The following is a 12,993-nucleotide window of genomic DNA, read 5'->3' on the forward strand; positions in this document are numbered from 1 at the left end:
TATTGATCCGGCACGCTGAAGTTTTCAAGCTGCGTACCTGACGAAGGGGTCTTGGAAGTAGGAGCGCACGCGTTCGGGGTGTGCTGCGACGAAGGCCATATGCTCGTTGGCGGCAGCGTGCAGCTTGGCCTTGGTGCGCACAGGCACCTTGGTGCCGATGGCGTGCTTGAGGTCGGCGTTGAGCCGCTCATCGGGGTTGAGCTCGGGGCTGTAGCTGGGCAGGTAGAACACCTCGATGGCGGCCTGGTGCTCGGCCAGCCAGGCTTTGACGGGCTTGCAGTGATGCACGCCCAGGTTGTCCAGGATGAGAAAGACCTTCTGACCGCGCCTGCGGCCATCGGCCACCAGCGCCTCGAAGAACTCGATGAGCCGCTCGTGGTTGAAAGCACCGTCGATGATCATCCAGTTCGCCCGCCCCCGGTTGGTGACGGTGGAGATCATGGAGAGCTTCTGGCGCGTGCCGCCCACGGCCAGCGTCACCGGGGTCTTGCCGCGCGGGGCGTAGCTCCTGCCGCGCACGTCGGTGTTGACCAGCGCGGTCTCGTCACCCCAGTGGATTTCTCCGCCCTCGGCCCTGGCGCGACGCTCGATGGCCGGGTACTCGTGCTCGAGCCATTGCCGCACGGCCTCAGGTCGCTGCTCGTAGGCGCGCTTGATGGGCTTTTGCGGCGTCAAGCCCCAGCGCCGCAGGTACTCACCGGTGGCACGAATGGAGAGCTTCACACCGAACTCGCGCTCGATGAACTGCATGACCGCTGCGCGTGTCCACAGCGCGAACTCCATCTTCAACTGCTCGGGGCGCTTGTCGCAGATGGTGCGCCGAACAAACGCTTCCTGCTCGGGCTTGAGCAGGCGGCCTTGGCCTGCACTGCGCCCACGCGCTGCAGGCTTGAGGGCCGCCCAGCCACCAGCAGCGAACAGATCTATGGCTTTACGCACCGTCGGGTAGCTCAAACCCGTGAGCGCAACGATCTGCATCACCGGCACGCTCCTCACATGCAACCGCACGACTTGCTTGCGCCTCTCGTGCAGCTGCTCAAGCTTCTGGTAGCGAGCGTCTTCTTTGTCCATAACGCTCTGACTCCGGGATCACCGAAAAGTTCAAACTTCATGCGGCTGGATCAATAGTTCTGCTGCGGAACAACCTGGTGCACCACTTTATCGACCAGCACGACCTTTGGAGTCTGGACGGATGCCGTGGTGCGCAAGAGTCCTTGGTCGCGGCCTACAGTCGCGTCGATCAACACTTTGAGCAACTGCGAGGCTGGGCGGAGCACATGGATCAGGCCCGTCGTCTGGCGGCGGAGTTTGCCCAGTCCGATGCCTTCCGCGATCTGGTGATCAACGGCATAGCGCCGGATGGCTCGGTGGATTGGCCCGCAGCCGGAATTGTTCGCGCATTGCGTGAAGCGGCAGATCAGTTGGCTGTCGACGAGTGGACGCCGGTCGCTACTGCTGGACGATGGATTGCAGAAAGGTATCCCGATCAACTGCCGGCCAAGTATGGGTGCAGCAGTTGGCGGCAGGTCGTGCACGAATCCCGCCTTTTCGAGCTTCGGTATCGGGAAGTGAATGGCCAGCGCGCGGCTTGGTATAGGCCCAAAGAGACATAGCGCCAAACCCGCGCACTCACGCTAAATCACGTTACGCGAAGTGCCCTTGGTTTCTAGCATGAGCAGCGTTTTCCATCGGAACGCTTGCCATGACAGAAATCGAACCTATCTCCATTTGCACATCACCTGACCGGCCACGGCACGGGCATCAAGAAATCGCTGATCTGTTGGCTGCCGCGCTGCTGCGCCTTCGTGCCCGCCAATCGCGCGACATCCCCCAAAACAGCGAGCAGGTTTGCCTTGGCTTCCCCGGCCAACAGCGCGTGAATGCGAACCCCGATCACAACAACGGAGTTCGCCCATGACAGCACACGCAACCTCACCAACGCCCGCCTCAGTCGCCGCCCGCGTCGCGGCTATTCCCCATCTTTCGATGGATGATCTTTGGGCTCTCTGGGACGACCATTTCGATGAACGGCCGAATCACCACCATCGGGTCTGGCTGGAAAGTCGCCTGGCCTACCGGATGCAAGAGCGTGCGTTTGGTGGTTTGAAACCGTCACTGCGTAAGAAGCTCGAGGAGGTTGGGGAAACCGGCATCTTGCCCAAGCAACTGCGCGGCGATAGCCAACGCCTACTGCCCGGTACCGTCCTGACACGCATCTACGACGACATTGAACATCGTGTGCTGGTGCGCGGATCGAATGACTTCGAGTACCAGGGGCAACGCTTCAAGAGCCTGTCCGCTGTGGCCAAGCGCATCACAGGCAGCCATTGGTCAGGCCCGGTGTTCTTTGGTTTGAAGGCACCAGCTTCGAAGAAGGGGGCAGCATGAGCTCTGTGCGTCGAAACCAGATTCCCGCAGTCACGCCAAAGAAGCGCTGCGCCGTCTACACCCGCAAATCCACTGACGAAGGCCTCGATCAGGAATACAACAGCCTCGAGGCACAGCGTGATGCAGGATTGGCCTTCATTGCAAGCCAACGGCATGAAGGCTGGATAGCCGTCGATGACGGATACGACGACGGCGGCTACTCTGGCGGCAACATGGAACGGCCCGGGTTGCGCCGACTGATGATCGACATCGAGGCGGGGAAGATCGATACCGTGGTCGTCTACAAAATCGACCGCCTCACGCGCAGCCTGCCGGACTTCGCAAAGCTGGTCGAGGTCTTCGACCGCAACGGCGTCTCCTTTGTCTCTGTCACGCAGCAGTTCAACACAACCACATCGATGGGGCGATTGACGCTCAACATCCTTTTGTCATTCGCGCAGTTCGAACGCGAGGTCACGGGCGAACGCATCCGCGACAAGATCGCCGCCAGCAAGGCCAAGGGCATGTGGATGGGCGGAGTTCCACCGCTCGGATACGACGTGGTTGAACGCAAGCTCGTCATCAACGACCATGAAGCTGCGTTGGTACGTGACATCTTCCGCCGCTACGCCGAGCATGGCTCGGCTGCGCGACTCGTCCGCGAACTGGAAATCGAAGGGCATACCACCAAGGCATGGGTCACCCAGTCCGGCCGGGAGCGATTGGGGCGCAGCATCGATCAGCAGTACCTCTTTACCTTGCTGCGTAACCGCATTTACCTCGGTGAAATCTGTAATCACGAGACGTGGTACTCGGCCCAGCACGATCCCATCATTTCTCAAGAATTGTGGGACGCGGCACATGCCTTCATTGAGAGGCGAAAGCAGGCACCGCGCGAACACCGAGCCAAGCATCCGGCACTGCTGGCGGGACTTCTCTTCGCCCCGGATGGCCAACGCATGCTGCACTCCTTCGTCAAGAAGAAAAACGGTCGGCAGTACCGCTACTACGTGCCTTACCTGCACAAGCGGCGCAACGCAGGTGCCAGCCTGGCTCCGCATACCCCGGACGTGGGCCACCTGCCTGCCGCCGAGATCGAAGATGCCGTGTTGGCGCAAATTCATGCTGCGCTCTCATCGCCGCAAATGCTGATCGCAGTGTGGAGATCCTGCCAGCAGCATCCGGCGGGGTCGACGCTGGACGAGGCACAGGTGGTGGTCGCCATGCAGCGCATCGGTGACGTGTGGTCGCAACTGTTCCCCGCTGAGCAGCAACGGATCACACGGCTGTTGATCGAACGCGTGCAACTACACGGGCACGGCCTGGATATCGTTTGGCGGGAGGACGGTTGGATCGGATTCGGTGCGGACATCAGCACGCATCCCTTGATCGAAGAGTCCCAAGAGCGTGTCGAGGAGGCTTTGGCATGAATGCCACGACCCACCAGCGCCAGCGCGCCGTCCGCATCGAGATTGGAGCCGAGGCGCGAAGTTATGTCAGCGAGGGGCAGCGGGTCACCTTGGTGCCCCTGACGATCAAGCGCCGCCAGAACCGGAAGCTGCTGATACCGCCAGCCCCCGATATCGCGGACCGAATCGGTGGCTTCGATGTGCCGATGATCAAAACGCTGGGCAAGGCCTTCTACTGGAAGCGCTTGATCGACGATGGCACCTACTCGACGACAACGGACTTGGCGCACGCCATGAAAGTGGAGCCGGGCTGGGCTGCCGAGGTCTTGCGCATGACCATGCTGGCCCCCGATATCGTGGAGGCGATATTCGAAGGACGTCAGCCACGCCACTTGAATCTGCACACCTTGCGTGGCCGCCAAGAGCAACTGCCGCGCGATTGGGCTGCGCAGCGTCGATTGCTCGGTTTCTCCCACGCCTGATCTGCTTCCAGACACACCCGATGACGGCGAGCCATGTGCTCGCCGTTTGCTTTTCTGCACTGGGCCATTGGCGAACCTGGAGTTCCGTCGTGGTTCGCCATTGCGTCCCTTAAAGGTTCGCCACCCGAAGTTTGGAATGACACCTGTTACTCAACAACGTCACAGGAGCATTCCATGCAGACACTAACCAGCGGTATCCCCCGGTCGCCACAGCAGGCGATCAACACCATGTCACCCGGTGATCGCCGCGTGCTCAACGAAAACGAGCTCGCGCAACGCTGGGGCGTTAGCCCCAAGACTTTGCAGCGCTGGCGCAGTGAGGGTCGCGGTCCACGCTACCTGAAGCTGTCCAAGCGTGTCGGCTACCCGGTCGACGCGATCCTCGAGTTTGAGCGCGAAGCGCTGCACGACTCGACATCCGAACGCGCGGCGGTTTGAGGAGAGATGCGATGAATGACATCACCATCTTCCCTGCCGACATCGCTGAGATGTCGGTCAGCCAACTGGCCGCATTGCCGCCCGCGCAGAAACATGAGATCGACAAGAACCTCGATGCAGCCATCGACTGGCTGAAGAAGGCGCGCACCAAGTTCGATGCGGCACTGGATCAGTGCTACGGCGAGCAGGCACGCACTGCGCTGCGCGAATCCGGCCGTGACTTCGGCACCGCACACATCAGCGATGGCCTGCTGCACCTGAAGTACGAGCTGCCCAAGAAGGTCAGCTGGGATCAGAAGCAACTGGCTGAGATCGCTGAACGCATCGTCGCCTCAGGCGAGAAGGTCGAGGGTTACCTCGACATCAAGTTGTCCGTCTCCGAATCCCGCTTCACGAACTGGCCGCCTGCCTTGCAACAGCAGTTCGCCGCCGCTCGCACCGTGGATTCCGGCAAGCCGTCTTTCACCCTTTCCATCGATTCGGAGTAATGACCATGAGCACCAATCTCATCGCCTCGCTGCGTCAACAGCTGCCGTCCATCTACGGCGAACACCTCCCTGACGAAATCCGGTATCGCCGCGCGGACGGTCAGGACGTCGTTGTCCCGCTTGATGCCGCCACTGTGGACGAGCTGGCTTTTGCCATCCAGACGGCCAACGCGGAATCGCTGGCGCTCGGTCGCCGCCGCACCGCGCTGGAAGAACTCCACACCGAGGTACGCAAACGTGCCGCGCGTGGAGCCGACCGTATCGCCGACGTGTCGTGGGAGGGCTGATCATGAGCGCGATCATTCCCTTTCAGTTCGAAGCGCACGCCGTGCGCGTCCAGGTCGATGAATTCGGGCAGCCGTGGTTCAACGCCACCGATGTCTGCGACGCGCTGGAGATGGGCAATCCGTCTCAGGCGATTAAGTCCCACGTCGATGCCGAGGATCTCCAAAAATTGGAGACCCTTACGGCGGGTGGACGTCAACGCCAAAACCACGTCAACGAGTCGGGGCTTTACGCCCTGATCCTCGGCAGCACCAAGGATGCCGCCAAGCGCTTCAAGCGCTGGATCACCGGTGAAGTGCTGCCTGCAATCCGCAAGACAGGCACGTATTCCGCCGCCGCCACGATGGCTGCCTTGCCCGCGCCAACCCAAGATCGCGTCACCGCCATCCTGCTGATCGGCGAAGCGGTCGCCAAGGTACCGGGCGTCAAGACCGGCATTGCAATGGCTGCCACGTTGACCTGCATTCAGGAAAACACGGGCCTGACCACGGAAGTGCTGCGCCGCGCTTTGCCTGCCGCCAACGAGCCGATCTGCTCGCTCAACGCCACACAGCTCGGCAAATTGCTGAGTCGCTCAGCCAAGGCCACGAACCAGTTGCTGGCATCCGGCGGCCTTCAGTTCCGCAACGACCGAGACGAGTGGGAACTGACCGAGGCCGGTGAAGCATGGGCCGAAGCCATGCCGTACTCGCGCAACGGCCACAGCGGCTACCAGATCCTCTGGAATCCGGCGGTCGCGGAACAACTGAAGGAGGTGGCGTGATGTCCCTCCCGATCATTTCCGCACAGCAGCGCTTGGCCGAGCGCAAAGGTGTGAAGTTGCTGATGCTGGGCAAATCCGGCATCGGCAAGACCACCCGGCTCAAAGACCTCGACCCTGCCACCACCTTGTTCCTCGATATCGAGGCGGGCGATCTCGCCGTGGCCGACTGGCCAGGCGACACCATCCGCCCGGCCTCGTGGCCGGAAAGCCGCGACTTTTTCGTGTTCCTCGCAGGCCCGGACAGGTCACTGCCGCCGGAGAGCGCGTTTTCGCAGGCGCATTACGACCACGTCATCGAGAAATTTGGTAACCCGATGCAGCTCGACCGCTACCAGACCTTCTTTCTCGACTCGATCACGCAGCTGTCCCGGCAGTGCTTCGCATGGTGCAAGACGCAACCCGGTGCCACCAGCGACCGTAGCGGCAAACCCGATCTGCGCGCCGCATATGGCCTGCTTGGCCAGGAAATGATCGGCGCACTGACACATCTGCAGCACGCACGCGGCAAGAACGTGGTGTTCGTCGCCATCCTTGACGAACGTCTCGATGACTACAACCGCAAGGTGTTCGTGCCGCAGATCGAAGGCAGCAAGACCAGTCTGGAGCTGCCCGGCATCGTCGATGAGGTCGTGACGCTGGCCGAGATCAAGGCCGACGACGGCAGTGCCTACCGAGCCTTCATCACGCACACCGTCAATCCCTACGGTTTTCCTGCCAAAGACCGCAGCGGTCGCCTCGACCTGCTGGAGCCGCCGCATCTCGGCGCACTGATCGCCAAGTGCGCAGGCCAGTCGCCATTGCCCATGCCCGGCAGCAGCGGCACACCCACTACAGAAAACACCACCGAATCCAAGGAGTAATCGCCATGTCGTCCAACTATTTTGATTTCCAAGATGCCGATCCCCAACAGTCGGGCTTTGACCTGATCCCCAAGGGCGCGGTCGTGCCAGTGCGCATGACCATCAAGCCCGGTGGTTATGACGACCCGGGACAAGGCTGGGGCGGTGGTTACGCCACCGAGTCCTTCGAAACCGGCTCCATCTACCTCGCCGCCGAGTTCGTCGTCACGGGCGGTGATCATGCCAAGCGCAAGATGTGGAGCAACATCGGCCTGCACTCCAAGAAAGGGCCGACCTGGGGTCAGATGGGGCGCAGCTTCATCCGCGCCGCGCTCAACAGCGCCCGCAACGTCCACCCGCAGGACAACAGCCCGCAGGCCGCCGCCGCGCGCCGCATCCAGGGCTTTCATGAACTGGATGGCCTGGAGTTTCTGGCCCGCGTGGACATTGAGAAGGATAGCAAGGGCCAAGACCGCAACGTGGTCAAGATCGCGGTCGAGCCCGATCACCCCGACTACGCAAAACTGATGGGCGTGCCGCCCAAGGCTTCAGGCAGTGCAAGTCCCGGCGCACCGGCGCAGGCGGCTGCGCCTGCGTATCAGGCACCGGCTCCGCAACGCGCACCCGTGACCGGCAAGCCGTCTTGGGCGCAGTGAGGGAGGCCGATGAAATGCTGGGTCTGCAAACGACAGGCCCGGGGATTCGGCCACACCGACAACCGTCACGGTGTCGGCAATCCCCGGCGCTATCCCATCGACTGGGTGTTCTGCTCGCAACGCTGCCAAAACGCGTTTCACGCGCTGTACGGCAACTGGCTGCGGGTCAAGGAAGGTCGCGTCGACAGCAAGGAGGTCGTCATGATCGATCCGTCTGATGTCGAACTGGCCGCGATGAAGAAGTGCCTCAAGGCCTTCGGCGAGGCAGCAGGCGAGATTGGGTTTACCAAGCCGCTGGGCGACTACTCCGAAGCCGAGGCGCTGCAAGTGATCGACGCCATCGTCACTTGCTACACCGAGGCAATGGTCGCGCACCACGAGGCGAGCAAGCACCCGCCGGTACGCGGCATGACGCCTGCGCCCGACCCTATGGCCAACCCGTTCGCGGATCTGGAGGACGACCTCCCCTGGGAAGAGCCGAAGGGGAGGAAGCCATGATCGACTTCAACTCCACATCAAGCATCTCCGGTCAGGTCACCGTCTTGGTCGACGCCGGGATGCAGCGGGCTCGGGCCCGCCAGTCCGAGCGCCTGTACCTCGGGGCCTCGCGTCTGGGTGTGGCCTGTGAACGTGCGCTGCAGTTTGAATACGCCAAGGCTCCCATCGACCACGGGCGCGATATCCCTGGCCGGATGCTGCGGATCTTCGAACGTGGTCACGTCATGGAGGACTGCATGGTCGCATGGCTTAGGGACGGGGGCTTCGACCTGCGCACCCGCAAGGCCGACGGCGAGCAGTTCGGTTTCTCCGTGGCTGACGGCCGCCTGCAGGGCCACATCGACGGGGTCATCGTCGGCGGCCCAGCGGGCTTCGCCTATCCCGCGCTCTGGGAAAACAAGTGTCTGGGCAACAAGTCATGGCGCGAGCTGGAGAAAAACCGCCTCGCTGTGGCCAAGCCCGTCTACGCCGCGCAAGTGGCGATCTACCAAGCCTATCTCGAACTGCACGAGCACCCGGCGATCTTCACGGCGCTCAACGCCGACACGATGGAGATCTACACCGAGGCCGTGCCCTTTGACGCAGCCCTGGCCCAACGCATGTCGGATCGGGCGGTGAAGGTCATTACGGCCACCGAGGCGGGAGACCTCCTGCCGCGCGCCTTCAATGATCCGACCCACTTCGAGTGCCGGATGTGTGCCTGGCAAGACCGCTGCTGGAGGACCCAAGCATGAATACCTCGAATTTGAATCACGTACTTGGCGAGCAACTGATCGACGTGCGCCAGGCGGCACTGATGTTCAACCTGCCGTCGTATTGGCTCTCACAAGCCAAGGAGAGACAGGAGCGTCGCATTCCGCATTACCGCGTCGGCAAATTGGTTCGGTTCAAACCCAACGAGCTGGAAGCCTGGATCGCTGCGCAGCAGACATCACACGAGGGCGCTGCTGATGCTTGATTTCAATGACACATCACCAGCGGGAGAATCGGGCCGGCGCAACGTCAACGACAGCGAGCGGGACGAGATTCGCACCGAACTAATCGCACGCCTGGAATCGGTTCTCACCACGATTTTCCCGGCGGGAAAGAAGCGTCGGGGCAAGTTTTTGATTGGAGACATCCTCGGCAGTCCGGGCGACAGCCTCGAGGTGGTGCTCGAAGGCGAGAAGGCTGGTCTCTGGACGGATCGTGCCACGGGTGATGGCGGTGACATCTTTGCCTTGATCGCCGCTTACCACGGGGCCAACGTCCACACCGACTTTCCCCGGGTGCTCGACGAGGCTGCCGATCTGATCGGTCGTTCGCAATCAGTGCCGGTACGCCGCGCCAAGAAAGAAGCGCCGGTTGATGATCTCGGCCCGGCCACGGCCAAGTGGGACTACTTCGATGCCACCGGCAAACTGATTGCGGTCGTGTACCGCTACGACCCGCCCGGGCGCAAGAAGGAATTCCGGCCGTGGGATGCCAAGCGGCGCAAGATGGCTCCGCCCGATCCGCGCCCGCTGTACAACCAGCCGAGGCTGGCTGCAGCTGGTCACGTTGTGTTGGTCGAGGGCGAAAAATGCGCGCAGGCCTTGATCGCCATCGGCGTGGTGGCAACCACGGCAATGCATGGCGCGAATGCACCGGTCGATAAGACCGACTGGTCGCCGCTGGCGGGCAAATCCGTACTGATCTGGCCTGACCGTGATGCGCCGGGCTGGGATTACGCTGACCGTGCATCGCAGGCGATCCTGAACGCGGGCGCAACCACGGTCGCCATCCTGGTGCCACCCGATGACAAACCGGATGGATGGGATGCAGCCGACGCCATCCCGGAAGGCTTCGATGTGGGCGGCTTCCTCGCCGTCGGCGAGCGGATGCCGGTGATGCGATCGGTCGAGGAGACGCCACCACCGGATCTGCTGACCGGTGTCGACTGGACTACGGAGGACGGCTTGTCCTCGGCCTTCACACGCCGCTATGGCGAGGACTGGCGCTACTGCGCGCTGTGGGGCAAATGGCTGGTCTGGACGGGCGTGCGCTGGAATCCGGATCAGGTGCTCTACGTGTCTCACCTGGCACGCGGGATCTGCCGGATGGCTTCACTCAAGGCGGACAGTCCTCGGCTCAAAGGCAAGCTAGCCAGCTCCGCCACGATCTCGTCCGTCGAGAAAATCGCACGCTCCGATCCCAAGCACGCCTCCACCGCCGAGGAGTGGGATGCCGACGTCTGGTCGCTCAACACACCAGGCGGCGTGGTTGATCTGCGCACGGGCCGGATGCGACCGCACCGGCGCGATGATCGGATGACCAAGGTGAGCACGGCCACACCGCAGGGCGACAGTCCGACGTGGCGCGCTTTCCTGGCCGACGTCACTGGCGGCGACGCCGAGTTGATGGCCTACCTGCAACTGATGGTCGGCTACTGCCTGACGGGCGTGACTAGCGAGCACGCGCTGTTCTTTCTGTACGGGACGGGCGCGAACGGCAAGTCGGTGTTCGTCAACGTCCTGACCACCATCTTGGGCGACTACGCGGCCAACGCGCCGATGGACACGTTCATGGAGGCGCGCACTGACCGGCATCCGACCGATCTGGCGGGTCTGCGCGGCGCACGCTTTGTGTCATCCATCGAAACCGAACAGGGTCGGCGCTGGAACGAATCCAAGGTCAAGGCCATCACCGGTGGCGACAAGGTATCCGCGCGTTTCATGCGCCAGGACTTCTTCGAGTACGTGCCGCAGTTCAAGTTGGTGATCGCAGGCAACCACAAGCCATCGATCCGCAACGTGGACGAGGCGATGAAGCGCCGACTGCACCTGATCCCGTTCACGGTGACGATCCCGCCCGAACGGCGTGACGGCAGGCTGACCGAGAAGTTGCTCAAGGAGCGGGACGGCATTCTGGCGTGGGCAGTCGAGGGCTGCAGCCTTTGGCAACGCCAAGGCCTGAAGCCGCCCGCCAGTGTGGTGTCGGCGACCGAGGAGTATTTCGAGGCCGAGGACGCGCTCGGGCAGTGGATCGAAGAGCGCTGCCTGCTGGCCAAGACCCACCGCGAAGGCGTTTCCGAACTGTTCGCCGACTGGCGCGAATGGGCTGAGCGCGCGGGTGAGTACGTGGGCTCGGTCAAGCGCTTCTCCGAACTGATGGCGGCCCGCAAATTCGAGAAGTGTCGGCTGACCGGGGGCGCACGTGGCATCACGGGCATCGCCCTCAGGCCCAAGCCGTACAGCCACGGCTACCCCTACCGAGATGACTGAGCAATCCGGGCGAGTGACGGATTTGACGGGTTTCCTGATTGACGCGCTACGCGTGCGCGCACGTAAAGGCTGTTCTCCAGAGAACCCGTCGCATCCGTCACTCGCCCACGAACTGGAGCACGACGATGAACACGACGATCTTGGCCCTTGATCTGGGCACACACACCGGGTGGGCTTTGCTCCACCTGGACGGAACTATCACCAGCGGCACGGAGCACTTCAAGCCGCAGCGATTTGAGGGGGGCGGCATGCGTTTCCTCCGTTTCAAGCGCTGGCTCAACGAACTGCTCTCGGCCAGCAACCACATCAACGCGGTGTTCTTCGAAGAAGTTCGACGGCACGCTGGTGTTGATGCGGCGCACGCCTACGGCGGGTTCATGGGACACCTGACCGCGTGGTGTGAGCATCACAACATCCCATACCAAGGTGTTCCGGTCGGCACGATCAAAAAGCACGCGACCGGCAAGGGCAACGCGGGCAAGGACGAGATGATCGCGGCGATCCGCGCGCGTGGCCACACGCCCGGCGACGACAACGAGGCCGACGCGCTGGCGCTGCTGCATTGGGCCATCGCACAGCACGATCTGGAACAGGAGGCGTGAGATGAAGATTCCGACACCCACCTATCGCTGCCCCTTGGGCCGCCGCCAGCCCGCGACCACCGACCTCGAAGCGATGAAGCAACGTGGCTGGCGCGACCAGCACATCCTCGTCGTCAACGCCGCCGACGAACGCTTGGACTTCATCGAGCGCGAGTTCGTCCGGCGCATCGGCGAACGTCTCTACGGACAGGGAGGCGCACACCATGGTTGACCGTCGCGCTGCTTGGACAATCGAAGACGTGGCCGCGCGTTTCGAGGAGGCGGCCAGCACCGGACGACGCCTGCCGCCCGTGCGTGTGCAGGGCTACTTCAACACCTGGCCGATCATCGTGCGCAAGGAGTGGGAAGCCTTCGCGGCCGACGAGACGGTCTATCGACCGTTTCCTCCGACGCCGGACGCCATCGAGCGGATGCTGGAGACGATGAAGTGGGTGCAGTGGCTGGAGGTCGAGCAGCGCCACCTCGTGTGGATGCGCGCCAAGCGCTACGGCTGGCGCGACATCACCATCCGCTTCGCCTGCGACCGCACGACGGCATGGCGGCGCTGGCAGCGCGCCTTGCAGACGGTCACCGACCAACTCAATGGCGTCGTCACGGCGTAGTGATTTGGCGTGATTTGGCGCGCGGGGTCGGCAATGCGTGTGCATCAGCGGCAGTGAGCGGTTTTTGACCCTGCAACAGATTCGCCGATCCGGGGGTAGTATTTCAGCTATCTTCTGGACAGCGGTGACGGCGCGGCGAGCGGCCCGAGGCAAAAGGGGTCCTTCCTTCCCGAATCGCAATGCGGGGGGCGCGAGCGCGGCGCTTTTTTAGCGTCAGGGTGCGAACCAAGGTTCGCACGGTTCGCAGTTCGCACCCGCCAGTTCGCACTAACCCCCAAGACCCGCCCACGGTTTCGTCGGCGGGTTTTCTTTTTTCAGGACA

19 protein-coding genes are annotated in these 12,993 nt (G+C 62.6%); 18 read left to right on the forward strand and 1 reads right to left on the reverse strand.

Annotation, left to right across the window (positions count from 1 at the left end; genetic code table 11):
- Positions 1-24: 24 nt before the first annotated feature.
- On the reverse strand, positions 25-1,071 hold the full coding sequence (locus ASC45_RS11875) for an IS630 family transposase (RefSeq protein WP_055451265.1): 1,047 nt from the start codon (positions 1,069-1,071) through the stop codon (positions 25-27).
- A 206-nt stretch (positions 1,072-1,277) separates the two neighbouring features.
- Here ASC45_RS11875 and ASC45_RS11880 point away from each other — a divergent pair, with 206 nt between their 5' ends.
- From ASC45_RS11880 to ASC45_RS11960, 18 genes are all read left to right on the forward strand, one after another.
- A complete protein-coding gene (locus tag ASC45_RS11880) occupies positions 1,278-1,613 on the forward strand; it encodes an OST-HTH/LOTUS domain-containing protein (protein WP_245610059.1) in 336 nt (111 codons plus the stop codon).
- An 89-nt stretch (positions 1,614-1,702) separates the two neighbouring features.
- Positions 1,703-1,918: a hypothetical protein gene (locus tag ASC45_RS15555; RefSeq protein ID WP_072243056.1), complete on the forward strand. Its 216-nt coding sequence runs from the start codon at positions 1,703-1,705 to the stop codon at positions 1,916-1,918.
- Positions 1,915-2,388, forward strand: coding sequence for a DUF2924 domain-containing protein (locus ASC45_RS11885; RefSeq protein ID WP_055451266.1), 474 nt, complete (start codon positions 1,915-1,917; stop codon positions 2,386-2,388). Before ASC45_RS15555 ends, ASC45_RS11885 begins: the two co-directional genes overlap by 4 nt.
- The gene (locus ASC45_RS11890; protein WP_055451267.1) at positions 2,385-3,797 is read left to right on the forward strand and encodes a recombinase family protein; all 1,413 of its coding nucleotides are present in this window, start codon (positions 2,385-2,387) and stop codon (positions 3,795-3,797) included. The genes ASC45_RS11885 and ASC45_RS11890 overlap by 4 nt, the downstream gene beginning before the upstream one ends.
- Positions 3,794-4,258 carry a hypothetical protein gene (locus ASC45_RS11895; protein WP_055451268.1) on the forward strand — a complete coding sequence of 155 codons (465 nt, stop codon included), beginning with the start codon at positions 3,794-3,796 and terminating at the stop codon, positions 4,256-4,258. Before ASC45_RS11890 ends, ASC45_RS11895 begins: the two co-directional genes overlap by 4 nt.
- A 174-nt stretch (positions 4,259-4,432) precedes the next feature.
- Positions 4,433-4,696: a helix-turn-helix transcriptional regulator gene (locus ASC45_RS11900; RefSeq protein WP_055451269.1), complete on the forward strand. Its 264-nt coding sequence runs from the start codon at positions 4,433-4,435 to the stop codon at positions 4,694-4,696.
- 11 nt (positions 4,697-4,707) lie between these two features.
- Entirely contained in the window at positions 4,708-5,184 is a 477-nt protein-coding gene (locus ASC45_RS11905) for a hypothetical protein (RefSeq protein ID WP_055451270.1), read from the forward strand.
- 5 nt (positions 5,185-5,189) lie between these two features.
- Positions 5,190-5,471 carry a hypothetical protein gene (locus ASC45_RS11910; protein ID WP_015914475.1) on the forward strand — a complete coding sequence of 94 codons (282 nt, stop codon included), beginning with the start codon at positions 5,190-5,192 and terminating at the stop codon, positions 5,469-5,471.
- A gap of 2 nt (positions 5,472-5,473) precedes the next feature.
- The gene (locus ASC45_RS11915) at positions 5,474-6,232 is read left to right on the forward strand and encodes a BRO-N domain-containing protein (protein ID WP_055451271.1); all 759 of its coding nucleotides are present in this window, start codon (positions 5,474-5,476) and stop codon (positions 6,230-6,232) included.
- On the forward strand, positions 6,232-7,092 hold the full coding sequence (locus ASC45_RS11920) for an ATP-binding protein (protein ID WP_055451272.1): 861 nt from the start codon (positions 6,232-6,234) through the stop codon (positions 7,090-7,092). The genes ASC45_RS11915 and ASC45_RS11920 overlap by 1 nt, the downstream gene beginning before the upstream one ends.
- A gap of 5 nt (positions 7,093-7,097) precedes the next feature.
- Positions 7,098-7,727, forward strand: coding sequence for a hypothetical protein (locus ASC45_RS11925; RefSeq protein ID WP_024541977.1), 630 nt, complete (start codon positions 7,098-7,100; stop codon positions 7,725-7,727).
- Between the two features lie 9 nt (positions 7,728-7,736).
- Complete coding sequence (locus ASC45_RS11930) at positions 7,737-8,225, forward strand: DUF6511 domain-containing protein (RefSeq protein WP_055451273.1); 489 nt, start codon at positions 7,737-7,739, stop codon at positions 8,223-8,225.
- A complete protein-coding gene (locus ASC45_RS11935) occupies positions 8,222-8,959 on the forward strand; it encodes a hypothetical protein (RefSeq protein WP_055451274.1) in 738 nt (245 codons plus the stop codon). Before ASC45_RS11930 ends, ASC45_RS11935 begins: the two co-directional genes overlap by 4 nt.
- Positions 8,956-9,183, forward strand: coding sequence for a helix-turn-helix domain-containing protein (locus tag ASC45_RS11940; RefSeq protein ID WP_024541980.1), 228 nt, complete (start codon positions 8,956-8,958; stop codon positions 9,181-9,183). Before ASC45_RS11935 ends, ASC45_RS11940 begins: the two co-directional genes overlap by 4 nt.
- Complete coding sequence (locus tag ASC45_RS11945; protein ID WP_055451275.1) at positions 9,176-11,467, forward strand: phage/plasmid primase, P4 family; 2,292 nt, start codon at positions 9,176-9,178, stop codon at positions 11,465-11,467. Before ASC45_RS11940 ends, ASC45_RS11945 begins: the two co-directional genes overlap by 8 nt.
- A 125-nt stretch (positions 11,468-11,592) precedes the next feature.
- Positions 11,593-12,069 carry a crossover junction endodeoxyribonuclease RuvC gene (locus ASC45_RS11950; protein WP_024541982.1) on the forward strand — a complete coding sequence of 159 codons (477 nt, stop codon included), beginning with the start codon at positions 11,593-11,595 and terminating at the stop codon, positions 12,067-12,069.
- 1 nt (position 12,070) lies between these two features.
- On the forward strand, positions 12,071-12,280 hold the full coding sequence (locus ASC45_RS11955; RefSeq protein WP_055451276.1) for a hypothetical protein: 210 nt from the start codon (positions 12,071-12,073) through the stop codon (positions 12,278-12,280).
- Complete coding sequence (locus tag ASC45_RS11960; protein WP_055451277.1) at positions 12,273-12,671, forward strand: DUF6362 family protein; 399 nt, start codon at positions 12,273-12,275, stop codon at positions 12,669-12,671. The genes ASC45_RS11955 and ASC45_RS11960 overlap by 8 nt, the downstream gene beginning before the upstream one ends.
- The last annotated feature ends 322 nt before the right edge of the window (positions 12,672-12,993 follow it).

The sequence above is a fragment of the Thiomonas bhubaneswarensis genome (genome assembly GCF_001418255.1).
In the GTDB taxonomy this organism is placed as follows: domain Bacteria; phylum Pseudomonadota; class Gammaproteobacteria; order Burkholderiales; family Burkholderiaceae_C; genus Thiomonas; species Thiomonas bhubaneswarensis.

Bases quoted from the DNA above. Each gene is read 5' to 3' on its own strand.
- ASC45_RS11875 (WP_055451265.1), bottom strand. From the start codon at position 1,071: ATGGACAAAGAAGACGCTCGCTACCAGAAGCTTGAGCAGCTGCACGAG.
- ASC45_RS11880 (WP_245610059.1), top strand. From the start codon at position 1,278: ATGGATCAGGCCCGTCGTCTGGCGGCGGAGTTTGCCCAGTCCGATGCC.
- ASC45_RS15555 (WP_072243056.1), top strand. From the start codon at position 1,703: ATGACAGAAATCGAACCTATCTCCATTTGCACATCACCTGACCGGCCA.
- ASC45_RS11885 (WP_055451266.1), top strand. From the start codon at position 1,915: ATGACAGCACACGCAACCTCACCAACGCCCGCCTCAGTCGCCGCCCGC.
- ASC45_RS11890 (WP_055451267.1), top strand. From the start codon at position 2,385: ATGAGCTCTGTGCGTCGAAACCAGATTCCCGCAGTCACGCCAAAGAAG.
- ASC45_RS11895 (WP_055451268.1), top strand. From the start codon at position 3,794: ATGAATGCCACGACCCACCAGCGCCAGCGCGCCGTCCGCATCGAGATT.
- ASC45_RS11900 (WP_055451269.1), top strand. From the start codon at position 4,433: ATGCAGACACTAACCAGCGGTATCCCCCGGTCGCCACAGCAGGCGATC.
- ASC45_RS11905 (WP_055451270.1), top strand. From the start codon at position 4,708: ATGAATGACATCACCATCTTCCCTGCCGACATCGCTGAGATGTCGGTC.
- ASC45_RS11910 (WP_015914475.1), top strand. From the start codon at position 5,190: ATGAGCACCAATCTCATCGCCTCGCTGCGTCAACAGCTGCCGTCCATC.
- ASC45_RS11915 (WP_055451271.1), top strand. From the start codon at position 5,474: ATGAGCGCGATCATTCCCTTTCAGTTCGAAGCGCACGCCGTGCGCGTC.
- ASC45_RS11920 (WP_055451272.1), top strand. From the start codon at position 6,232: ATGTCCCTCCCGATCATTTCCGCACAGCAGCGCTTGGCCGAGCGCAAA.
- ASC45_RS11925 (WP_024541977.1), top strand. From the start codon at position 7,098: ATGTCGTCCAACTATTTTGATTTCCAAGATGCCGATCCCCAACAGTCG.
- ASC45_RS11930 (WP_055451273.1), top strand. From the start codon at position 7,737: ATGAAATGCTGGGTCTGCAAACGACAGGCCCGGGGATTCGGCCACACC.
- ASC45_RS11935 (WP_055451274.1), top strand. From the start codon at position 8,222: ATGATCGACTTCAACTCCACATCAAGCATCTCCGGTCAGGTCACCGTC.
- ASC45_RS11940 (WP_024541980.1), top strand. From the start codon at position 8,956: ATGAATACCTCGAATTTGAATCACGTACTTGGCGAGCAACTGATCGAC.
- ASC45_RS11945 (WP_055451275.1), top strand. From the start codon at position 9,176: ATGCTTGATTTCAATGACACATCACCAGCGGGAGAATCGGGCCGGCGC.
- ASC45_RS11950 (WP_024541982.1), top strand. From the start codon at position 11,593: ATGAACACGACGATCTTGGCCCTTGATCTGGGCACACACACCGGGTGG.
- ASC45_RS11955 (WP_055451276.1), top strand. From the start codon at position 12,071: ATGAAGATTCCGACACCCACCTATCGCTGCCCCTTGGGCCGCCGCCAG.
- ASC45_RS11960 (WP_055451277.1), top strand. From the start codon at position 12,273: ATGGTTGACCGTCGCGCTGCTTGGACAATCGAAGACGTGGCCGCGCGT.